The organism is Aquibaculum sediminis (genome assembly GCF_040712085.1).
Lineage (GTDB): Bacteria > Pseudomonadota > Alphaproteobacteria > Kiloniellales > DSM-21159 > Aquibaculum > Aquibaculum sediminis.
This window is the reverse complement of the sequence record NZ_JBFCVK010000003.1, coordinates 1-22,837: the sequence shown is the minus strand read 5'-3', so window position 1 is coordinate 22,837 and position 22,837 is coordinate 1. Positions and strand designations below refer to the sequence as shown.

The window sequence follows — 22,837 nt, the reverse complement described above, 5'->3', positions numbered from 1 at the left end:
TGCCACAGCGGCGCCACCTTTGCCGGCGATCTTGACGGAGCTGCTGTTTCCCCCAACTTGCTTACTGTCCGCTCCCGCAACGCAAGGCTTCCACGCCCATGACCCTTCGCTCAGCGCTCTCCTCGTTCCGCCCCGTCCGACTGTCCGCGGGGCTTCTGGCCTGCGCCCTGCTGTTCTCGGTGAGTGAGAACCCGGCCCGGGCCCAGGTGTTCGAGCCGGTGGTGCACGAACTCGACAACGGCCTGGAGATCGTGGTCATCCCCAACCACCGCGCGCCGATCGTCACCCAGATGCTCTGGTACAAGGTGGGCGCCGCGGACGAGCCGCCAGGCGAGTCGGGCATCGCCCACTACCTTGAACACCTGATGTTCAAGGGCACGGAGAAGGTGGGGCCTTTCGAGTTCTCGCAGTTGATCGAGCGCCACGGCGGGCGCGACAACGCCATGACCTCCTACGACTTCACCGCCTACCATCAGACCGTGGATCGCGCGCAGCTTGATCTGGTCATGGAACTGGAGGCGGATCGCATGGTGAACCTGCAGCTCGTGGACGAGCTGGTGCTGCCTGAGCGCGACGTGATCCTGGAGGAGCGGCTCAGCCGCGTGGACAATGACCCCTCGGCTCAGCTGCGCGAAATGGCCGGCGCGGCGCTGTTCATGCACCATCCCTATGGGATCCCGGTGATCGGCTGGGAGCATGAGATGCGCGGGCTGACCACCGCCGACGCGCTCGACTTCTATGAAAGCTGGTATGCCCCCAACAACGCCGTTTTGATCGTCGCGGGCGATGTGGAGCCCGACGAGGTGATCGAACTGGCCGAGCAGCACTACGGCCCGATCCCGGCGCGCACGCTTCCGGAGCGCCGTCGCCTGGCAGAACCGGCCCAGTGGGCGCCGCGCCGGGTGGAACTGGACAGCCCCCGGGTCGGGCAGGCTTCGCTCTCGATCCGCTATCTTGCGCCCAGCTACACCCGCGCCCTGGAGGAGAGCTCCGAGGAAACGCCCTACGCCCTGCAGGTCGCCAGCGAGCTGCTTTCCGGCGCCACGGGACGGCTCTATCGCCGCCTGGTCGTGGAAGACGAGATCGCCGCCGGGGCTGGCGCCGGCTACTCGGCCACCGCCTACGACCTCTCCAGCTTCATCTTCTGGGGCACGCCCCGCCCGGAGGTGTCTCCCGAAGCGGTGGAAGAGGCACTGCGCGCCGAGATCGATGAGCTGTTGGAAGAAGGCGTGAGCGAGCGCGAGGTGGAGCGCGCCAAGCAGCGCCTGATCGACGACGCGGTTCTGGCCCGCGATTCCGTGGCCGGGCCGGCCTATGCCTTCGGGCAGGCGCTGACCACCGGCGGCGACATCGACCAGGTCGAGCTGTGGCCTGAGCGTATTCGCGCCGTGACGCCGGAGCAGGTGGATGCGGCCCTGCGGCTGGTGCTCACGCCCGAGCGATCGGTGACCTCGGTTCTGCGCCCCGATCCCACCACCTGATGCCTCAGCCTTTCCAGCGGAGTTGGCCCATGCCGTTCCAGCGTTTCGCCACGCCCCTGTTCCTTCTCGCCCTGACGCTGGCCGCGCTCATGCCGTTGCGTGCTGGCCAGGCGCTGGAGCCCGAGCGTGTGGTTTCCCCCGGCGGCATCGAAGCCTGGCTGATTCAGGACGAGTCCAACCCTTTGATGGCGCTTTCCTTCGCCTTTCGCGGCGGGGCGGCCGAGCAGCCGGATGGTCTGGAGGGCGTGGCGGCGCTGGCCACTTCGCTGCTGACCGAAGGTGCGGGCGACTATGACTCCGAGGCCTTTCAGGAAGAGCTGGCGGATCGCTCCATCCAGCTGTCCTTCTCGGCCGGCCAGGACCGACTCGGCGGCTCGCTCCTTACCCTGACCCGCCAGCGCGACGAGGCCTTTCGCCTGCTGCGTCTTGCCATGACTGAACCGCGCTTCGACCCGCCGGCGGTGGATCGGCTGCGCCAACAGTACCAGGTGGTGCAGGCACGCCGCGCCCAGGATCCCAACACCATGGCGTCCCGCGCCTTCTTCCGCCTGCTGTTCGACGACCATCCCTATGCCCGGCCGAGCGAAGGCTCGCCGGAGAGCCTAGCCGCCATCGAGATCGAGGATCTGCGAAGCTTCATTGCCGAGCAGTTTGCCCGCGATCGACTCTATGTGGCCGCGGCGGGAGACATCGATCCCGAGACCCTGGGGCGCCTGCTCGACGAGACCTTCGGGCCCCTGCCGGAAGAGGGCGCACCGCCCAAGGCCGAGGCGATAACGCCTGACCCCGAAGGCGGCCTGCTGGTGGTCGAGCGCGACCAGCCGCAGTCGAATGTTGTGCTGGGCCAGGGCGGCATCGCGCGCGAGAACCCCGATTTCATCACCGCCGCTCTGGTCAACCGCATCCTGGGCGGGGGCGGTTTCTCCTCACGTCTCTTCAACGAGGTGCGCGAGAAACGCGGTCTTGCCTACGGCGTCAACACCAGCCTGGCTGCGCTCGACAAGGCGCCGCTTCTGGTCGGCAGTGTGAGCAGCGACAACGCCCGGGTCGGCGAGGCCATTGGACTGATCCGCGCGGAATGGCAGCGCATGGCGGAAGAGGGGCCGAGCGAAGAGGAACTGCGGCTGGCCAAGGACTATCTCCTCGGCTCCTTCGCCCTGGGGCTCTCCAGCTCGCCGCGGATCGCCGACACGCTGCTGGGCCTGCAGCTCGACGACCTGGGCCTGGACTACATGGAGCGCCGTCGCGAGCTGATCGAGGCGGTCACGCCGGAGGATGCAAAGCGCGTGGCGGCCGAACTGCTGGACAGCGAAGCCCTGACCCTGGTGGTGGTCGGAAAGCCCGAAGGATTGGTCTCCACCCGCAGTCTGCCGAACTAGCTACGGCCCGCTGGCTCGCCCGAAGCGGCAGGCCTCAAGTAAGGTCCTGGTCGCGTTCGGCCCAGAGCAGGTAGTTGATCGAGAGGTCGTGACGGCTCAGCTTCCACTCGCGCGAAAGCGGGTGGTAGACCATGCCGGCCACTTCGCGCACCTCGAGCCCCTGGCGGCGCACCGCGCCGGCCAGTTCGGAAGGCTTGAGGAACTTCCGCCAGTCATGGGTGCCGCGGGGCAGCTTGCGCAGCAGATACTCGGCACCCACGATGGCGAAGGCGAAGGCCTGCGGCGTGCGCGAGAGGGTCGAAAGCGCCAGCGCGCCGCCGGGCCGCACCACCTGGCAGCAGGATCCGAGAAAGCCGGGGACGTCAGCCACGTGCTCGACCACCTCCAGGGCGGTGACGAGGTCGAAGGTCTCGCCCGACTCGGCCAGCGCCTCGACGCTGCTGTGGCGGTAGTCGATCTCCAGGCCGCTGTCGGCCGCGTGCTGCCGGGCCACGGCCAGGCTTTCATCGGCCGCGTCAATGCCGGTCACCTGCGCCCCCATGCGCGCCAGCGGCTCACAGAGCAGGCCGGCGCCGCAGCCGACGTCCAGCACCGTCAGGCCGGCAAGCGGCGCCAGCGCCCGTTCATCGAGCCCGAAATGCCGCACCGCCTGGTCGCGCAGGAACTGCAGGCGCACCGGGTTCATGGCATGCAGCGGCGCCATCTCGCCCTCCGGATCCCACCAACGGGCCGCCAGCCGGGAGAACTTCTCGATCTCGGCGGCGTCAATGCTCTGCCCGGCGGTGGCGCTGCGGGGCCGGCGGGGCTTGCTGGGGGCCATGGACTACCTCGTGCGATGGGATGAAGCGTGCCGGCGCGCCTCCGGCGCGATGCTTGCGCGGAACCGGCCCCTTCAAGTATGGATAGGCCGCCCGCTATCAGCAACCCAGGGCTGGCTCACCGTGAGGGGCGCGCAGCGTCGAGGACCCGCAAATCCGGCGGGGCGGGACAGCAGCCTCTGGCACCGTCGCGGCGGTTGTCGGCATCGCGGGCAGGCGTTCTCCGATTCAGGCCCACCCCGGACAGGCACAGGGACGATGGCACGCATCGTAATGAAGTTCGGCGGCACATCCGTCGCCGATATCGACCGCATCAAGTCTGTGGCGCAGCGCGTCAAGGCGGAGTTGGACGACGGCAATGAAGTGGCCGTGGTCGTCTCCGCCATGGCCGGGGTCACCAATCAGCTCATCGACTACACCCGCTCCGCCGCCCGTCTCTACGACCTCCGCGAGTATGACGCCATCGTCTCCTCGGGAGAGAATGTCACGGCCGGGCTTCTGTCGGTGGTGCTGCAGGACCTGGGCGTCTCGGCACGCTCCTGGCAGGGCTGGCAGATCCCGATCCGCACCGACGCCGCGCACGGCTCTGCGCGCATCGAGGCCATCGAGACCACGGAGATGAGCCGCCGGTTGAGTTCAGGTGAGGTGGCGGTGGTCGCAGGCTTCCAGGGCATCGAGCCCGAGCGCCAGCGGATCACCACGCTCGGGCGCGGCGGATCGGATACTTCGGCGGTGGCCCTGGCTGCAGCGCTTGGAGCGGATCGCTGCGACATCTACACTGATGTGGACGGGGTCTACACCAGCGATCCGCGCATCGTGAAGGGCGCGCGCAAGCTCCATCGTATCACCTACGAAGAGATGCTGGAGATGGCCTCTCTCGGCGCCAAGGTGCTGCAGACGCGCTCGGTCGAGATGGCGATGAAACATGGTGTACGCCTGCAGGTTCGCTCAAGCTTCGAGAACCTGCCCGGAACCCTGGTGGTGGACGAGGAAGAAATCGTGGAACAGGCAGTCGTAAGCGGTGTGACCTACAGCCGGGACGAAGCGAAAATCACCCTGCGCAGCGTGCCCGATCGACCGGGCATCGCCGCTGGCATCTTCGGCCCCCTGGCCGAGGCCGCCATCAACGTCGACATGATTGTGCAAAACATCTCCAGTAAGGAGAAGGCCACCGACCTGACCTTCACGGTCGGTCGGGCCGAGGTGGAGCGCGCCCTCGCCGTGTTGGAAAAGCACGCGGAGTCGATCGGCTACGAGGAACTCGCCTCCGAGCAGAACGTGGTCAAGGTCTCGGTGATCGGCGTTGGCATGCGCAGCCATGCCGGCGTGGCCCAGACCATGTTCGGGGCGCTGGCGGAGAAGGGGATCAATATCGAGGTGATCACCACTTCAGAGATCAAGGTCAGCGTTTTGATCGCTGAGGAGTATCTTGAGCTGGCGTTGCGCAGCCTTCACTCGGCGTACGGCCTGGACCAGGTCTGAGGCCGGACCCTCCGAAGGGGGCGACGCACCCGGAACGAATAGAACCCGGGGCGCAGAAGAAGAGTAAGACGAGCGCGAAAGAGGGGTAAAGCCGATGGCGCCGCAGGCAGGAGGCTGGGGCGGTTCGCGCCGGCTGTTGCGGCAGTTGCGCGACCTGATGCAATCGGGCGGTCTATGGCAGGATCGCCTGGATTCCTTGGTGCGCCTGATCGCCGATGCCATGGTGGCCGAGGTCTGCTCCCTCTATGTCATGCGCGCCGGCGAGGTTCTCGAACTATTCGCCACCCAGGGCCTGCGTCGGGAAGCGGTGCACCGCACCCGCCTGCGCGTCGGCGAAGGCATCGTCGGCGAGATCGCCTCCACCGGGCGCCCCCTGTCGCTGCAGGACGCGCAGCAGCATCCAAACTTTGCCTACCGGCCGGAAACCGGGGAAGAAATCTTCCACTCCATGCTCGGCGTGCCGCTGCTGCGTGACCGCCGGGTCATCGGCGTGCTTGCCGTGCAGAACAAGACCCGGCGCGCCTACGGCGATGACGAGCTGGAAGCGCTTGAAACGGTGGCTATGGTCCTGGCCGAGATGGTCGGGGGCGCCGGCCTGATCGGCGAGGAGGAGGGGCGCCACACCGACAGTCTGGCGACCCTGCCGGCGCGCCTGGCGGGTGTGACCCTGAACGAAGGCATCGGCATGGGCACCGCCGTGCCGCATGAGCGCGGCATCGTCATCAAGCAGATCGTCGCCGAAGACATCGATGTGGAGCTGCATCGGCTCGAGAGTTCGCTCTCCGAGATGCAGGAATCTCTCGACGATCTGCTGCAGCGCCAGGAACTCTCCGGCGACGGCGAGCATGTGGAGGTGCTGGAAACCTATCGCATGTTTGCCGAGGACCGCGGCTGGGCCGAACGCCTGCGCGAGGCCGTGCGCAGCGGCCTGACCGCCGAAGCGGCGGTGCAGCGCGTGCTCACCGACATGCGCCAGCGCATGACGAAGGTGCGCGACCCCTATATTCGCGAGCGCTACGCCGACCTGGAGGACCTGGGCAATCGGCTGCTGCACCACCTGACCGGCAACGACTCCACGGCGCGCGACGATCTGCCCGATGATCTGGTGCTGGTGGCGCGCAGCCTCGGCCCGGCGGAACTGCTCGACTACGATATCTCGCGCCTGCGTGCCGTGGCGCTCGAGGAGGGCAGTCCCACGGCGCATGTGGCAATCGTCGCCCGGGCGCTGGGCATTCCCATGATCGGCCGCTGCCCGGAGCTGCTGGCGCGCGTGCGGCCCGGCGATTTCGTCATTATCGACGGGGATGTCGGCCAGGCGCTGCTGCGGCCGCGGCAGTCGGTGCGCCAGAGTTTCTCCGATGCCATCGAACTGCGGGCCAACCGCCGGGCCGAGCAGCTTGCCAATCGCGCGCTGCCGCCGGAGACCCGCGACGGCGTGCGCATTAGCCTGCAGGCCAACGCCGGCCTCCTCGTGGATCTGGACCAGCTTGAAGAAAGCGGCGCCGAAGGGGTCGGCCTCTACCGCACCGAGGTGCCCTTCATGGTGCAGGAGCGCTTTCCGGACGCGGCGACGCAGACGGAGCTCTACGGCCGGGCGCTGGACATGGCTGGCGAGAGGCCGGTCACCTTCCGCACCCTGGATATCGGCGGTGACAAGGCGCTGCCCTACTGGAGCGGTACCAAGGACGAGAACCCAGCCATGGGCTGGCGGGCCATTCGCATCGGTCTCGACCGCCCGGCCATGCTGCGCCAGCAGCTGCGCGCCCTGCTGGCCGCTGGCGCCGGCCGGCATCTGCGGCTGATGTTCCCCATGGTCAGCGAGGTGAACGAGCTGATGCAGGCGCGGGCGCTGCTGGACATGGAGCTGGCTCGGCACCTGGCCCGCGGGGCAGAGCCTCCGACCCGGCTGGAAGTGGGGGTCATGCTGGAGGTGCCGGCGCTGATCTGGCAGCTGCCGGCGCTGTTCGCGCGGGCTGACTTCGTTTCCGTGGGTTCGAACGACCTCTTCCAGTTCCTCTTCGCCATCGACCGGGGCAATCCGCGCCTGGCCCGGCGCTATGATGCGCTGTCGCCGCCGATCCTGACGCTGCTGCGCTTTCTGTCCGCCGAAGCCGACAGCCACGGCGTGCCGCTGTCGGTCTGTGGCGAGATGGCCGGCCATCCGCTGGAAGCCTTGGCGCTGATCGGCTGCGGCATTCGCATTCTCTCCATGCCGCCCTCGCATGTGGCGTCGGTCCGCTCCACGGTGCGCAGCCTCAAGCTGGGGCCGCTGCAGGAATACGTGACCTATCTCAGCGGCTTGCCAAACCGCAGTGTCCGACAACATCTTAGGGCTTACGCCGGCGATCACGGCATCGCCCTTTGAGCCTGGCGTTGCGGCCAGGCATTGCGGCCAGGCATTGCAGGACGAGTCGACTCCGGGGCCGTCCTGGTCTAATGCGTGAGACCATTCTAAGCGTTTGCCGTTTCGCTTCCGCCTTTGGTAAGACTCGCGCGTCCGTTCGCATGAGGTCTGCCGCATGGGGTCCGTGATAGTTGGGGCGACCCGAGCACTTGTTTCCTATGCTGAGCTTGTTCATTCCGACGAGGTGATCGTTTGACACAGGATGCCGAGGATCTGCGCTACAAGCCCGAGTGGCCCGAGGATGGACATGCGCCCCAGCGGCGGCCGGAGCCGATCGGCAGCATCCTGCGCCGCAGCCGTTATGAGCTTGGCTACGAACTCGAGACCGTGGCAGCCGAATTGCGCATCCGGCGTCCCTATCTCGAGGCCATCGAGGAAGGCCACTACGAGGAACTGCCGGGCACGCCCTACGCCATCGGCTTTGTACGCTCCTACGCCGAGTATCTCGGGCTCGACTCCGATGCGACGGTGGCGCTTTTCAAGTCCGAGATCAACGAGGCGGCGCGGGCGAAGCAGGACCTCTCCTTCCCGGCGCCCAAGCCGGAAGGCCGTCTGCCCGGCTTCGCCCTGGTGCTGATTTCCCTGCTGGTGGTCGCACTCGCCTACGGCGGCTGGCATGTCTGGAGCCAGAGCGGCAAGCCCTTCGTGGAGCTGCTGCCCCTGCCGGGCGGGGAGGAGCCGGTGCAGTTGGCGGAGCAGGAAGTGGCAGAGCCCGAGGACCCACCGGCTGCCACATTGGACGGGACGCCGGAACAGGACAGCCTCGTGGGGCGCACCGGCACCACCGAGGAAGCGACCTCCCCGGCGCCGGACAGCGCCACAGCCTTGCCGGATGAGGATCTCTCCGATCCGCAAACGCCGCAGGGGACCGAGACCGGCGCGCTCGAACCTGGCGCGGAGGGTGCCGACGTCGAGGGCAGCGAAGAGAGCCTGCTGCCCGATGGCACCGATGCCGGCGACACCGAGGTGCCGTCCCTGGCGGACGCCCAGCCGGAGCCGGAGGCGACGTCAGATGACGCGCTGCCCGAGCCGCCAGCCGTTGAAGGCGCTGGTGAGGACACGGCTGCACCGGCGGTTCCCGGCGAGGCCGGTGCCGATGCGGAGGAAGCGCCGCTTGCGGCCTCCGAGCTCGAGGAGCCGGAAGAGCCGCTGCTCTCCATGGACGATCTGGGCACTGGGCAACGCTACGGGGCGGAAAGCGCGGATGTGCGCGTCGTCCTGCTCGCCACGGCCGACTCCTGGATCCAGGTGCGCAGCGCCAGTGACGAGTTGCTGTTCACGCGGGTTCTGCGGCCGGGCGACACCTACCGCGTGCCGGATCAGGAAGGTCTGAGCCTGCTCACCGGCAATGCCGGGGGCCTGGACATCGTGGTGGAGGGCCGACGCTTGGCACCCCTGGGGCCCAATGGTGCAGTGCGCCGCGATATCTCCCTGGACCCCGAGGCCCTGCGCAGCCGTGGTGAGTGACCCTGCGTGCCTCTTGCAGCCCTGGCATTCCGGCGCGGTGCTTGAAGTCGCGCGGAGCAGCGGGCAGTTTGAAGGAACGTTCCAATCCAGGATGACACTACGGGAGTGCCGGCCATGAGCGTTCGGCCTTACCGCCACATTCAACGCCGTCCCTCGCGCCGCATTCACGTCGGCCCGGTGGCGGTGGGTGGTGACGCACCGATCTCGGTGCAGTCCATGACGAACACGGCCACCTCGGATGTGCGCGCCACCGTCGAGCAGATCCAGCGCATCGCGGAGGCCGGGGCAGACATCGTGCGCGTGTCCTGCCCCGACGAGGCCTCCACCGCGGCGCTGCGCGACATCGTGAGGGAATCACCAATCCCGATCGTCGCCGACATCCACTTCCACTATCGCCGAGGCATCGAGGCGGCGGAGGCCGGGGCGGCCTGCCTGCGCATCAATCCCGGCAACATCGGCAGTCGCGAACGGGTGCGCGAAGTGGTCAAGGCCGCCAGCGACCACGGCTGCTCCATGCGCATCGGCGTCAATGCCGGTTCGCTGGAGCGCGACTTGCTGGAACGCTACGGCGAGCCCTGTCCCGAGGCGATGGTCGAAAGCGCGCTCAACCACATCAAGCACCTGCAGGACGAGGACTTCCACGAGTTCAAGATCTCGGTGAAGGCCTCCGACGTCTTCCTCGCGGTGGCCGCCTATCAGGGCCTGGCCGAGGCGACCGACGCCCCCTTGCACATCGGCGTCACCGAAGCCGGCGGGCTGCGCAGCGGCACGGTGAAGTCCTCCATCGGCCTGGGCATGCTGCTCTGGTCGGGCATCGGTGACACCCTGCGCGTCTCGCTCTCCGCCGATCCGGTGGAAGAGGTGCGCGTCGGCTTTGAAATGCTCAAGTCCCTGGGGCTGCGCCACCGCGGCGTCAACGTCATCTCCTGCCCCTCCTGCGCGCGGCAGCAGTTCGACGTCATCAAGACGGTGGAGGTGCTGGAGCAGCGCCTGGAGCACATCACCACGCCCATGACCGTCTCCGTGATCGGTTGCGTGGTGAACGGGCCGGGCGAGGCGACCATGACCGATATCGGCTTCACCGGCGGCGGGCGCGGCACCCATCAGGTCTATCTCGCCGGCGTGCCGCACCATCGCCTGAAGGACGAAGCCATCGTTGACCACCTGGTCCGCCTGGTGGAGGAGAAGGCTGCAGAGATCGAGGCGGGGCGCAGCGAACCTTCCGCTGCCGCCGAGTAAACCCCGAGGCCGAACAAAAGCGAGAAAGAAGCACCGCCCGTGTCCAGCCTGCAGCCCGTCCGCGGCACCCATGACCTTCTGCCCGAGGAGATGCGCCGCCATCGCGCCGTAATCGAGCGCGCGCGCGCCCTGGCCGAAGGCTACGGCTATCTCGAGATGGCCACGCCGATCTTCGAGTTCACCGAGGTCTTCAAGCGCACGCTGGGCGACACCTCCGACGTGGTGACGAAGGAAATGTACACCTTCGCCATGAAGGAGGGGGAGGAGATCACCCTGCGGCCGGAGAACACCGCCGGTGTGGCCCGGGCCTTCATCACCCACGGTCTACAGCAGGCCTTGCCGGTGAAGTATTTCTACGCCGGACCGATGTTCCGGCACGAGCGCCCGCAGAAGGGCCGCCAGCGGCAGTTCCACCAGATCGGCATCGAGCTGCTGGGTGTGCCGGCACCGCAGGGCGACATCGAGATCATCGCCCTGGGGCGCCACATCCTCGAGGCCCTGGGTGTGGCCGAGCGCACCACTTTGGAACTCAACACCCTGGGCGATCCCGAAAGCCGCCAGGCCTATCGTCAGGCCTTGATCGACTACTTCTCGGACCATCAGGCGCGGCTGAGCGCCGACAGCCGGGAGCGGCTGGAGCGCAACCCCTTGCGCATCCTGGACAGCAAGGATACAGGCGATCGGGCGTTGATCGCTGAGGCGCCGGCCTTCGAGGATTATCTGAACCAGGCCAGCGTCGATTTCTTCGCCGAGGTGCGCGAGGGCCTGGAGGCGCTGGAGATCCCCTATCGCCTGAACAACCGCCTGGTGCGCGGGCTCGACTACTACTGCCACACGGCGTTCGAGTTCACCACCGATGCCCTGGGCGCTCAGGGTACGGTGATGGGCGGCGGACGATACGACTACCTCGTAGAGACCATGGGCGGTCCGCCCACCGCGGGTGTCGGCTGGGCCGCCGGCATCGAGCGTCTGGCGATGCTTCTCGCCGACCCGCCTGCGGCGCCACGGCCGGTTGCCGTCGTGCCGGTGGGGCCGGAGGCGGAGAAGCCGGCCCTGTTGCTGACCCAGCGGCTGCGGCGCGAGGGGTTTGCCGTGGAACTGGGCTACAGCGGCAACGTGAAGAAGCGGATGCGACGGGCGAATGGTCTCGGCGCGCGTTTCGCCCTGCTCCTCGGCGAAGAGGAGCTGGCGAAGGGGGCGACCAGCCTGCGCGACCTCGACAGCGGTGCGCAGGAACTCGTCTCCCTGGATTCGCTGGGCGAGCGCCTCCGCGAACTCGCCTAGGCAGCGGGCCCGCCATGGCGGTGCCGCAGGAGCGCAGCTTTCTGGTCGTCGGTGTCAATCACCGCAGCGCCGGCATGGAGCTGCGTGAAGCGCTCTTCATCGAGGAAGAGCGTGTGCCCGAACGCCTGTCCGAGCTGCGCGACAGTGGCCTGGACGAGGCGCTCCTGCTCTCCACCTGTGACCGGGTCGAGGTGCTCGCCGCCGTCGAGGACAGTACGGAAGCCGCGCTTCGGTTGCGCCGGCTGCTGGCGCAGTGGGCCGGCGTTTCGCACGACGATCTGGTGGGCCAAAGCTACGCGCTCAGCGACGACGACGCTCTGCGTCATCTTTTCGCCGTGGCAGCCTCCCTGGACAGCCAGGTAATCGGCGAGCCGCAGGTGCTGGGTCAGGTCAAGGAGGCGCATCGACTGGCGGCCGCCTTGGGCCTGACCGGTCCCTTCCTCGGTCGCCGGCTGGAAGCGGCCTACAAAGCCGCCAAGCGGGTGCGCAATGAAACCAGCCTGGCGCAGCAGCCCGTCACCCTGGCGGCTTCGGCGCTGCGTGTTGCGCGCGACCTGCATGGCGATCTCGGGCGCAGCAGTTTGCTGCTGCTCGGCCTGGGTGAGATGGGCGAATTGCTTGCGGGTGAGTTCCGCGCGGCCGGCGTCGGCGAACTGGCTGTCAGCCATCGTTCCGAGCGGCGCGCGGAGGCTGTGGCCCGGCGCCTGCGCGCGCATCTGCGAGCCTGGGAGGAGCAGGAGGAGGCGCTGGCGCAGGCCGATGTGGTGGTTTCTGCACTGGGCAGCGGCCGCCTGCTGCTGCCGGCTGCCCGGGTGGAGCAGGCCTTGCGTCGTCGGCGCCGACGCCCGATCTTCCTGATCGATGCGGCCGTGCCCGGCGACATCGAGCCGGCGGTCGAGAGCCTGGATGGGGCCTTTGTCTACAGCCTCGATGATCTGGAGCGGGTGGCGGCTGCAGGGCGACGCAGCCGGGAAGGGGCCTCGATGCGGGCCTGGCGCATTCTCGGCGAGGAGCTCGACAGTTTCCGCCGGATCAGCCGGGGGCGAGAGACGGCGCCGCTGCTTTCAGACCTGCGTGCCCATGCCGAACGCATTCGCCAGGAGGTGCTGGCCGAGAAGGGGGATGACGCCGAGGCGGCCACCCGCCTGCTGCTGGCCCGCCTCCTACATGAACCCTCGGAGGCTTTGCGTGAGGCGGCAAGCGAGGATCCGGGCAACCGCCCCCTATTCGAGCGTCTGCTGCGCCGGCTGTTCCGGCTTGACGGCGAGGGACCGCGCGGCGGCGGAGAAGGAGAGAAAAAAAGGTGAAGCTGGACCAGAGTCTGGAGCAGGTGGTCGCGCGCTGGCGCGAGCTCTCGGCCCTCTTGAACGACCATCCGGAGCCGGGCTCCACGGCCTATACCGACATGCTGCGCGAACACCACGAGCTGCAGCCGCTGGTGGAGCATGTCGAGGCGCTGCAGGCGAAACGGCGTGAAGTCGCCGAGTTGGACGCAATGCGCCAGGACCCGGAGGCGGAGTCGGAGATGCGGGCGCTGGCGGAGGAGGAGTATTACAGCTTGCGCGATGCCCTGCCGGCGTTGGAGCAGGAGGTCATGCTGCTCCTGCTGCCCAAGGATGAGGCCGACGCGCGCAATGCGATCCTCGAAGTGCGCGCCGGCACCGGCGGCGAGGAGGCGGCGCTTTTTGCCGGTGAGCTCTTTCGCATGTACCAGCGCTATGCCCAGCTGCGCGGCTGGCGCTTCGAGCTGCTGGACTATACCGAGACTGAGATCGGCGGGGTCAAGGAAGCCAGCGCGGCCATCACCGGCCGGGACGTCTTCAGTCGCCTGAAGTTCGAGTCCGGCGTGCATCGGGTGCAGCGCGTGCCGGTGACCGAATCCGGCGGGCGCATCCACACCTCGGCCGCGACCGTTGCCGTGCTGCCCGAGGCCGAGGACGTGGATGTGGAGATCGAGGACAAGGATCTGCGCATCGACACCTTCCGCTCCCAGGGCGCCGGCGGTCAGCACGTCAACACCACTGACTCCGCCATCCGCATCACCCATCTGCCCAGCGGTGTGGTGGTGCAGTGCCAGGACGAGAAATCCCAGCACAAGAACAAGCTGAAGGCCATGAAGATCCTGCGCGCACGTCTCTATGACGAAAAGCGCCGCCAGCAGGCCGACGACCTGGCCGCCACCCGGCGCCAGCAGGTTGGCTCCGGCGATCGCTCGGAGCGCATCCGCACCTACAACTTCCCCCAGGGCCGCGTCACCGACCATCGCATCAACCTGACCCTGCACAAGATCGACAAGATCCTGGCCGGCGAGGCCCTGGACGAGGTGATCGACGCGCTCATCACCGAGGATCAGGCCGCGCGCCTGGCGAGCATGCAGTGACCAGCATCGGCACCGCGCTGGCCTCGGCGCAGCAGGAACTGGAAGCCGCCGGGGTGCCGGATGCGCGCCGCGACGCCCGCCTGCTGCTGGCCGCGCTGCTGGACTGCGACGTCTCCACGGTCATCGCCTGGCCCGAACGCAGTCTGGACACGGCGAGCGAAGCGGCGTTTCGCGAACGCATCCGGCGCCGGGTCGCCCGTGAGCCGGTGGCCCGCATTCTTGGGGTTCGGGAGTTCTGGTCGCTGCCCTTCCTGCTGGCGCCCGAAACCCTCGATCCGCGCCCGGACAGCGAACTGCTGGTCTCGGCGCTCCTGGAGCGCGTGAATGACCGGCAGGCGCCCCTGCAGCTGCTCGACCTGGGCAGCGGCAGTGGCTGTCTGCTGCTTGCTCTGCTGTCCGAGTTGCCGCAGGCGCGCGGACTGGGCGTGGACTGCTGCCAAGCGGCTGTGGACACGGCAATTCGCAATGCAAGGAACCTCGGCCTGGCCGAGCGCGCTGACTTCCAGCTTGGCAACTGGTGCGAGGGCCTCCAGCAACGCTTCGACCTGTTGCTCTGCAATCCACCCTACATCCCCGCGGGTGAGATCGATGCCCTGGAGCCGGAGGTGGCCGGCTGGGAGCCGCGCGGGGCGCTGGATGGCGGTGAGGACGGCCTCGAGCCCTATCGCATCCTGATTCCGCAACTTGACCGGCTGCTCACGGCTTCGGGGATGGCGATCTTCGAGCATGGACCGGGACAGGCTGCGGCCATTGCGGCGCTGCTGGAGCAGCCCCGAAGGTGGCAATGGCAGGTCCTTTTGGACCTGGCCGGGCGTGAGCGGGCACTTTTGATCCGGCGCAGAGGGTGAAATGTATAAAAAACAGTTGGAAAGCGGGGTGCGGGTCGCTAGGTTTCCTTTATGACGCTGGCTCGGCTGGCGTAGATGGGGTGCATTTGAGCGCCAAGGGCTTTTCGCCCTCAGTCGCTCCGACTTCCAGATGGACGTTGATGATTTCGTGCAGCGATCGCCGTTGCGATGGCTGACGAGTGCTCCCATTGACTATTTTTGATCCCACTCGTGACGCCATAACGGACTGAGATGAGGCAAGGCAACAATCCACGGCGGGGCCGCGGTCGCCCCGGACGACGCCCGAACGTGCCGACTCGCACCCAGAACTTCGAAAGTAATGGGCCAGAGGGACGCGTGCGCGGCAACGCAGCGCAGGTTTATGAAAAGTACACGCAGCTGGCGCGCGATGCTCAGACCGCCGGGGACCGAGTGCTTGCGGAATCATTCCAGCAGCATGCTGAGCACTATTATCGGATCATCAACGACAGCACCGATCCCAATAATCGACCGCAGCAGTCGCGTGAGCAGCGGGCGGAGGATCGTGGCGAGTCCGAGACCGATAACGGCCAGGATGAGAACGGCGAGGCCGCGGAGGCAGGGCCGCGCGGGCGCCACAACCGCGGTGAGCGCAACGGTTCGCGTTTCGAGGACCGCCGTCAGCAGGCGCGCCAGGGCGATCCTCGCTTTGCCGAGAACCGTAATGGCGAGAGCGGTGGCCAGGACTCGCGCAGCGACTCGGAGCAGTCCGACGAGCCGGAGCGTGTCCGCGACCGCGACATCGAGCAGGCATCGCAGGCGGCTGAGCCCACTGGCTCCAGTGAGCCGGTGGCGCAAGCCGAAGATGCTGCTGCGGAAACCGAAGCCGAGAAGCCGGCACCGCGCCGCACCCGGCGCACCAGCACCTCGACGACCAGCCGGACCACCACCCGGCGCTCCAGCAAGGCCAAGGTCGAGGAGGCCCCAGCCGGTGAAGAGGATGCCGGCCTGCTGAAAATGCTCGGCCAGACCACGCGCAGCGGCAATGGGTCTGCTGGTGAGTCTGACGCCGGATCTGCCCCGGAAACTGCCACCGGATCTGCCAGCGAGTCGGTCGAAACCGGTAGCGGTGAGGCCGAGGCGAGCGAACCCAAGGTGGCCAAGCCACGGCGTCGGCGCACCACCCGCGCCAGCGGCGACACGGTGAAGGTTGAGGCGTGAGCCTTTCGGCTCCCGCGTCGCGCAGACGACGGGTTCTCTAGGTACCTGCTGTGCGGCAAGCGATCTTCATTGCCTGCCTGGCAGCATCACTGACGGCAATAACAGCGGCCTGGACCGGAGTGGTCCAGGCCGCTTTGCGTTGTGATCTGGCCTACGAGGTCTTCTCCGCGGCGACAGTTCCGCCGCCGGCCGATCTCGACCGCTACCAGGCCGTCACGCGGGCGGAGGCGGACTCCCTGCCGGATCTGCTGGGCACCGCACTGCCAGGGGATGATTTCACGCTGTCGGCACCCAGGGTCACCTGGGGTGGCTGGCGCTGGTCCAGCAGTCCCAGCATTCATCTGCAACTGAGCGCAGCAGACAGCGAAGTCGGCTGGCGCAGGGCACGGGACCTGGCAGCGGACTTGGCCTGGCTCTATGAGCAGGAGGCCGTTTTGCTGGCCTGCGACGTGCCCGAACCCGCCGATCCACCAGAGCGGCTGCCACACGGGAACTTGGTGGATAGCTGGCTGGTAACGGCGGAGCCGGAAAGCTTCTTCCAGTCCCGCGACAGTCTATTCGCGTTCTACGGCGCCCTGCTCGCCCACGCCGGTCACGTCGACCTCGGCTACACGCGTTTGGGCCCGCACTTCTGGATGGTTGATTTCGGGGGCGACCTGGAACGGGTTCTGCTACAGGCCACGGGCTCCTTCGAGGAACTCAGCGGCGACGGCCTGAACTTTGACCTCGAGCGTCGCCCTATGGCCGTGACCCTGATTTCCGGCGACGACGTGCGCCCCAACCGGTCGCTGCAAGAGGCGCGCACGGCAATCCGGGAGCGGCGCGAGAAACTGGTTCAATCCAGCAGCAGCGTGTCGCCCGGCGCCACCTCCCCGTCGGAGACCACCTCGCAGTAGACGCCCATGTTGAGGTGCTGGTAGCCCCGGCGCAGCAGCAGCGGCAGGTTCATGTCGACTGTCGCGCTGTCCGGATCAACGTTGGTGGCAGCACAGCGCTCGATGGGTTCCATGACACGAAGCTTTGCCGTGCCGATGCGCAGGTTGCGTCCCACCCAGCTGAACTCCTCCCAGGCGGCGGCGCCCTCGATCCAGAGATTGGCGCGGAAGCGGCGCGGGTCGACCGGCCGGCGCGCCACCCGCGCCAGGTCCTCGACGCTGGCCAGGTTGAGCAGGGAAATCCAGGGCTGGGGCACATCGGTCATGCCCTCCCCGGCTTCGGCTTCCACCAGCTTCGGCACGCCACGCCCGTCCCGACCCAGGTAGTCGGCGAAGAACTGACCGATCATGGCGCGGCCGAGCGGCTCGGTGATGACGGCGCGGGCGAGCTGCCGTCCGCGCCGCTCCAGGGTCAGCACGCCGCTGTCCGGATCGAAGCCGGCACTGAGGCTGGCCAGCCGGGGTTCGCTGCGCAGGCTGTAGAAGTGTTTGGGCGGCAGCCAGCGTGGCACGCTGGCCTCCCAGGGAGCCGAGCCGTGGGCCAGCGCAAAGCGGCGATCGCCTGGCAGTCTCGCATGGCTGGTCAAGGCAATCCGGTCCAGCGCTTCGCCGTTCAGGCCCTTGACGGGATAGCGGTAGAGTCCCTGCAGGATCATGGTTGCCCCTGTCTCCCTTTCAGGCCAGTCAAGCCGAGCGCCCCGGCCGGGTCAACGCCCGGGTGAGCCCTCCGGACCAAGACCCCTTGTAAAGGCACCCGGTCAAGGCCGGCCCGCGGGTCTGTGACAGCAAGTAGGGCGTCGCCGCCGTAAGAATGTCCGCAAAAAGTCTGCACATGCGAGTGAATTGCAGTTGCGCCCTGCAAAGGCAGCCCTTAGGGTGCCGCTGTTGTTTGGGGGTGGCGGCCATCGCCGGAGAGTGATCCCTCGTCGCTCCGGCACCGTTTAACCCAGGCATCGATCTCTCCTGACCTTCAACCCCCGTGCATCGGCACGGGGGTTCTTTTTTTGCACGGCGGTTGCTGTTCCGGTGCGGTCCCAATCTTGAGTCTTGCGCGCCTCAGCCCATATCCACTCCAGGCGTGTGTGATTTCGATCAACGCCTTGCGGGCCGCATGCCGCTAGTCTTTTGGGTGCGGTCCATCCGACAACAACAGCATCGTCGACCGTGCGCCACTTTGGGCGCGGACGAGGAGGGCAGGAGAAGCATGGATTTCGAGAAGTACAGCGAACGCTCTCGCGGTTTTCTGCAGTCGGCCCAGGGCCTGGCCCTGCGACGCGGGCATCAGCGTTTGACCCCAGAGCACCTTTTGAAGGTGCTGCTTGATGACAAGGAAGGCCTCGCGGCCAACCTGATCCGGGCGGCCGGCGGCGACGGCGCCAAGGCGCTCTCGGCGGTCGAGGCCGCGCTTGAGCGCCAGCCCAAGGTCGAGGGCAGTGGCGCCGGACAGATCTACCTCTCACCGGAACTGGCGCGCACCTTCGAGCAGGCGGAGAAGTTGGCCGAGCAGGCCGGCGACTCCTTCGTCACCGCGGAGCGGCTGCTCACCGCCCTGGCTTTCGATGGCAGCAGCCCGGCCGGCAAGGCGCTGGCCGACGCCGGCGTCACGCCGCAGAAACTCAACAGCGCCGTGGAGTCCCTGCGCAAGGGCCGCACCGCCGACAGTGCCAATGCCGAGGCAGGCTACGACGCGCTCAAGAAGTATGCCCGCGACCTCACCGAAGCGGCGCGCGAGGGCAAGCTGGACCCGGTGATCGGCCGCGACGAGGAGATTCGCCGCACCATTCAGGTTCTCTCCCGGCGCACCAAGAACAACCCCGTGCTGATCGGCGACCCCGGTGTGGGCAAGACCGCCATCGTGGAAGGCCTGGCGCAGCGCATCATCAATGGTGACGTACCGGAGGGTCTGAAGCACAAGCGCCTCATGTCCCTGGATCTGGGCGCCATGGTTGCCGGCGCGAAGTTTCGCGGCGAGTTCGAGGAGCGGCTGAAGGCGGTGCTGCAGGAGATTTCCGCCTGCGAGGGCGAGATCATCGTCTTCATCGACGAGCTGCATACCCTGGTGGGTGCCGGCAAGGCCGATGGGGCCATGGACGCCTCCAACATGCTGAAGCCGGCGCTCGCGCGCGGTGAACTGCACTGCGTCGGTGCCACCACGCTCGACGAGTATCGCAAGCACATCGAGAAGGATGCGGCGCTTGCCCGGCGGTTCCAGCCTGTCTTCGTCTCCGAGCCCTCGGTGGAGGACAGCATCTCCATCCTGCGCGGGCTCAAGGAGAAGTACGAGTTGCACCACGGCGTGCGCATCGCCGACGCTGCGCTGGTGGCTGCTGCCACCCTGTCCAACCGCTACATCAGCGACCGTTTCCTGCCCGACAAGGCGATCGACCTGATCGACGAGGCGGCCAGCCGGCTGCGCATGGAGGTCGATTCCAAGCCGGAAGAGCTCGACGAACTCGACCGCCGGATCATCCAGCTCAAGATCGAACAGGCGGCGCTGAAGAAGGAAAGCGACCGCGCCTCGCAGGAGCGGCTGGAGAAGCTGGAAAAGGAGCTGGGCGAACTGGAGTCGCAGTCGGCCGAGCTCACGGTGCGCTGGCAGGCGGAGAAGGCCAAGCTGGCCGACGCCCAGAAGCTGAAGGAACAGCTGGAGCAGGCGCGCCTCGAGGTGGAGGCGGCCCAGCGTCGCGGCGACCTCGAACGGGCCGCCGAGCTGCGCTATGCCATCCTGCCGGATCTGGAGCGCCGACTGGCCGACGCGGAAGTGGCCGAGGAGGAGCACCTGCTGGATGAGCAGGTTCTGCCCGAGCACATTGCCGGCGTGGTCTCGCGCTGGACCGGCATTCCCGTGGACAAGATGCTGGAGGGCGAGCGCGAAAAGCTGCTGCAGATGGAGTCGCTGTTGCGAAAGCGCGTCATCGGGCAGGAGGAAGCGATCAAGTCCGTCTCCAGCGCCGTGCGCCGCGCCCGGGCCGGACTACAGGACCCGAACCGGCCCATGGGCTCCTTCCTCTTCCTGGGGCCGACTGGCGTCGGCAAGACCGAGCTGACCAAGGCGCTGGCGGCCTTCCTCTTCGATGATGAAACCGCCCTGCTGCGGCTCGACATGTCGGAGTACATGGAAAAGCACGCTGTCAGCCGCATGATCGGCGCACCGCCTGGCTATGTGGGCTACGAGGAGGGCGGCTCGCTCACCGAAGCCGTGCGTCGCCGCCCCTATCAGGTGATCCTCTTCGACGAGGTTGAGAAGGCGCATCCCGATGTCTTCAATGTCCTGCTGCAGGTGCTCGACGACGGGCGCCTGACCGACGGGCAGGGGCACACGGTCGACTTCCGCAACACGCTGATCGTGCTGACCTCAAACCTGGGCGCCGACATTCTCGCCGGTCAGGCCGAAGGGCAGGACTCCGATGCGGTGCGCGGCCAGGTGATGGAGGTGGTGCGGTCGGCCTTCCGGCCGGAGTTCCTCAACCGCCTGGATGAGATCCTGCTCTTCCACCGCCTGACCCGCGAGCAGATGACGGGGATCGTCGACATCCAGCTGCGGCATCTCGAAGCGTTGCTGGCCGATCGCAAGATCGAGCTGGTCATGGAGGACTCGGCGAAGCGCTGGCTGGCGAATGCCGGCTACGACCCGGTCTATGGCGCCCGGCCGCTGAAGCGGGTGATCCAGCGCGAACTGCAGAACCCGCTGGCGGAGATGATTCTCGCCGGGCGTGTTGCTGAAGGCGAGAGCGTGACGGTGGCGGCCGACGACGGCGGGCTGACCATCGACGGCTCACTGGTCCAGGCGGCGTAACCATCCGGTAGAGCCTACGGCAAACGGCGGCGCTCCCTGCGCCGCCGTTTGTTGCGTTTATGCCTGTCGTGAGGCTGGGAGCCGACCAGGGCCGAGCCCGCTCTGCCGATCAGCAGCTGGCGTCGGTGCTTTCGTCAGGCCCCTCGCCGCACGCCTGCGGGAGCTGCTGGCGGCGCTGTTCGATGCTCGCCACCTGGATCTGGCGCTGCTGCAGGCGCTTGCGGTTGATCTCCTGCACCCGCTTGTCGAAGAGTTCCATCTCGGCCCCGGCCAGCTGACGGCCGGTGGGCAGCTTGATCGAGGCCGGGTTCACCTGCTCGCCATTCACATGCACTTCGTAGTGCAGGTGCGGGCCGGTTGAGGCGCCGGTGCTGCCCACATAGCCGATGACATCACCCTGGGTGACCCGGCTGCCGGACTTGAGGCCCTTGGCGAAGCGGCTCAGGTGGGCATAGGCGGTGCTGTAGCCGTTGCCGTGGCGGACCTTGATGTAGTTGCCATAGCCGCCATTGCGCCCGGCCTGCTCGACAACCCCGTCGCCCGCTGCGTAGATCGGGGTGCCGGTGGGCGCGGCAAAGTCGGTGCCCTGGTGCATGCGGGTGTAGCCCTTGATGGGGTGCCGACGCATGCCGAAGTTGGAGGAGATGCGCGCCCCGTCGATCGGAGTGCGCAGCAGTCCGCGCCGCGCGGAGAGACCGTTGGCATCGAAAAAGTCGACGATGCCGTCCTCGGTCTCGAAGCGGTAGTAGGCCCGCTCCCGATTGCCCAGCGCCAGGGCGACATAGTGCAGGTCACCGCTCTTCACCGTCGCGCCGGATTCGTCGGTGAGGCTGTCATAGAAGAGCTCGAAGCCGTCGCCGGGCTGGATGTCGCGCTGGAAGTCCACGTCGTAGCTCATGGCGCGAATCGCGTCGACCAGGATCCCGTGCGGCACGCCCTTGGCGGCGGCCGCCGCGAAGAGGCTGGTATCGATGCGCCCCTCGGCGTAGCGCTCCTGGGCCGCCAGGGGGCGTTCGACCGCGAGCGCGACATAGCCCGCGCTGTCGCGCTGCACATGCACTTCCGAGGTGGCGTCGGGCACGAGGCGCAGCCACTCCAGCGCGGCCTCCTCACCCTGGGCACTGAAGGCGAGCTGGATTTCCTGGCCCGGCCGCAGCTTGCGCGGATCATACTGCTCTGCCAGGGCCGCGATGGCGGCATGGGCGTCGGTCCGCTGCGCGCCGGCGCGGGTCAGCAGGGCCATGAGCGTGTCGCCGCGGCGCACGTGCACGAGGGATTCGTGCAGGCGCTGCAGATCGCGGCCGCTTGCACCAGGAGCGCTGCGCAGGCCCGGGGCGAAATTCGTGAGGTAGAGACGATCGGCGAGCGGGTCACGCGCGGCATCGAGATCGACCGGGGCCAGCTCGGCAGTGACATTAGCAGTGGCAGGGGGCTCCTTCGGCGCCGCCTGCGCCAGCGATCCGCGGCTGTCGGCTTTGGATGCCAGAGAGAGATTGATGCCGCCGCCCAGCCCTGCGGCCACGGCAAGGAAACTGCCCAATCCGACCGCCGCCAGCGCCGCGCCGGCGCAAAGAGGAAGGCGCCAGGATGTGCGCGTGGGTCCCTTACCTTCCGGGTTCGCTGCCATGCCCCCCGATCTCCTGCTGTTGCTGCGTCACTGAATCCCGTACGGACAGGCAAGGCGCCCCTGTTGCCGCTGCCGTCCAGGTACCTCGAAAGGGGCCGAGTGGCCCGGATTCCGCTGTCCCTATTACCGCGACTGGCGCCGACGCGGGCGCCGCTGTGCGATGACTGCAGGAAAGATGCCGTTCAAGCGATTCCCTGTCAACAGCCGGCAAGCCTCGGAATCCCTTGAGAAACCGCCTTCCCGTGCAGGCGGTGATGAGAGGCGGGCGAACCCGTTGCGAAACTTTTTTGACGCTTTGGCGATTTTTTGTCTTGCCTGGTTGGTCTGATGGGCCTAGAAACCGGCTCACCGCAGCGACGGGGTCCTTGAGGGGTTCTGGCGGGGCGGCGAGACCGGGGGCTCCCGGGGCGATGTTTGAAGCATTGCTTGTTGGGGGCATCATCGCTAGGATGGGGCGTGCCGCAGGACCGGGAGATCGGTCGTGGGGTCGCTTGTGCCCGGTGGGTGAGTTTTGCGGG

General features: G+C 67.5%; 16 protein-coding genes. 13 read left to right on the top strand and 3 right to left on the bottom strand.

Annotated features, from left to right (window positions below; genetic code table 11):
- Positions 1–98: 98 nt before the first annotated feature.
- Both ABZ720_RS05165 and ABZ720_RS05160 read left to right on the top strand, forming a co-directional pair.
- Positions 99–1,481, top strand: coding sequence for a M16 family metallopeptidase (locus ABZ720_RS05165; RefSeq protein ID WP_366554447.1), 1,383 nt, complete (start codon positions 99–101; stop codon positions 1,479–1,481).
- 29 nt (positions 1,482–1,510) lie between these two features.
- Complete coding sequence (locus ABZ720_RS05160; RefSeq protein ID WP_366554446.1) at positions 1,511–2,860, top strand: M16 family metallopeptidase; 1,350 nt, start codon at positions 1,511–1,513, stop codon at positions 2,858–2,860.
- 34 nt (positions 2,861–2,894) lie between these two features.
- Here ABZ720_RS05160 and ubiG read toward each other — a convergent pair whose 3' ends face one another.
- Positions 2,895–3,680 (bottom strand): bifunctional 2-polyprenyl-6-hydroxyphenol methylase/3-demethylubiquinol 3-O-methyltransferase UbiG, encoded by a 786-nt coding sequence (gene ubiG / locus ABZ720_RS05155; RefSeq protein WP_366554445.1) that lies wholly within the window; start codon positions 3,678–3,680, stop codon positions 2,895–2,897.
- 256 nt (positions 3,681–3,936) lie between these two features.
- Here ubiG and ABZ720_RS05150 point away from each other — a divergent pair, with 256 nt between their 5' ends.
- From ABZ720_RS05150 to ABZ720_RS05105, 10 genes are all read left to right on the top strand, one after another.
- Positions 3,937–5,160 (top strand): aspartate kinase, encoded by a 1,224-nt coding sequence (locus ABZ720_RS05150; protein ID WP_366554444.1) that lies wholly within the window; start codon positions 3,937–3,939, stop codon positions 5,158–5,160.
- A 94-nt stretch (positions 5,161–5,254) separates the two neighbouring features.
- Positions 5,255–7,525 (top strand): phosphoenolpyruvate--protein phosphotransferase, encoded by a 2,271-nt coding sequence (gene ptsP, locus ABZ720_RS05145; protein WP_366554443.1) that lies wholly within the window; start codon positions 5,255–5,257, stop codon positions 7,523–7,525.
- Positions 7,526–7,756: 231 nt separating this feature from the next.
- Positions 7,757–9,031 (top strand): RodZ domain-containing protein, encoded by a 1,275-nt coding sequence (locus tag ABZ720_RS05140; protein WP_366554442.1) that lies wholly within the window; start codon positions 7,757–7,759, stop codon positions 9,029–9,031.
- A gap of 114 nt (positions 9,032–9,145) precedes the next feature.
- Positions 9,146–10,270: a flavodoxin-dependent (E)-4-hydroxy-3-methylbut-2-enyl-diphosphate synthase gene (gene ispG / locus ABZ720_RS05135; RefSeq protein WP_366554441.1), complete on the top strand. Its 1,125-nt coding sequence runs from the start codon at positions 9,146–9,148 to the stop codon at positions 10,268–10,270.
- 39 nt (positions 10,271–10,309) lie between these two features.
- On the top strand, positions 10,310–11,554 hold the full coding sequence (gene hisS, locus ABZ720_RS05130; RefSeq protein WP_366554440.1) for a histidine--tRNA ligase: 1,245 nt from the start codon (positions 10,310–10,312) through the stop codon (positions 11,552–11,554).
- Positions 11,555–11,568: 14 nt separating this feature from the next.
- Entirely contained in the window at positions 11,569–12,861 is a 1,293-nt protein-coding gene (gene hemA, locus ABZ720_RS05125) for a glutamyl-tRNA reductase (RefSeq protein WP_366554439.1), read from the top strand.
- On the top strand, positions 12,858–13,934 hold the full coding sequence (prfA, locus tag ABZ720_RS05120) for a peptide chain release factor 1 (protein WP_366554438.1): 1,077 nt from the start codon (positions 12,858–12,860) through the stop codon (positions 13,932–13,934). The genes hemA and prfA overlap by 4 nt, the downstream gene beginning before the upstream one ends.
- On the top strand, positions 13,931–14,782 hold the full coding sequence (prmC, locus tag ABZ720_RS05115) for a peptide chain release factor N(5)-glutamine methyltransferase (RefSeq protein WP_366554437.1): 852 nt from the start codon (positions 13,931–13,933) through the stop codon (positions 14,780–14,782). Before prfA ends, prmC begins: the two co-directional genes overlap by 4 nt.
- Before the next feature lie 231 nt (positions 14,783–15,013).
- Positions 15,014–15,961 carry a DUF4167 domain-containing protein gene (locus ABZ720_RS05110; protein ID WP_366554436.1) on the top strand — a complete coding sequence of 316 codons (948 nt, stop codon included), beginning with the start codon at positions 15,014–15,016 and terminating at the stop codon, positions 15,959–15,961.
- Positions 15,962–16,011: 50 nt separating this feature from the next.
- Positions 16,012–16,857, top strand: a complete 846-nt coding sequence (locus tag ABZ720_RS05105; protein ID WP_366554435.1) for a transporter family protein — start codon at positions 16,012–16,014, stop codon at positions 16,855–16,857.
- On the opposite strand, the gene ABZ720_RS05100 is transcribed toward ABZ720_RS05105, so the two are convergent.
- Positions 16,797–17,552 (bottom strand): MOSC domain-containing protein, encoded by a 756-nt coding sequence (locus ABZ720_RS05100; RefSeq protein ID WP_366554434.1) that lies wholly within the window; start codon positions 17,550–17,552, stop codon positions 16,797–16,799. The genes ABZ720_RS05105 and ABZ720_RS05100 overlap by 61 nt on opposite strands.
- Positions 17,553–18,100: 548 nt before the next feature.
- Here ABZ720_RS05100 and clpB point away from each other — a divergent pair.
- Positions 18,101–20,692 carry an ATP-dependent chaperone ClpB gene (clpB, locus tag ABZ720_RS05095; protein ID WP_366554433.1) on the top strand — a complete coding sequence of 864 codons (2,592 nt, stop codon included), beginning with the start codon at positions 18,101–18,103 and terminating at the stop codon, positions 20,690–20,692.
- A 109-nt stretch (positions 20,693–20,801) separates the two neighbouring features.
- Here clpB and ABZ720_RS05090 read toward each other — a convergent pair whose 3' ends face one another.
- Entirely contained in the window at positions 20,802–22,319 is a 1,518-nt protein-coding gene (locus ABZ720_RS05090; RefSeq protein ID WP_366554432.1) for a M23 family metallopeptidase, read from the bottom strand.
- Between the last annotated feature and the right edge of the window lie 518 nt (positions 22,320–22,837).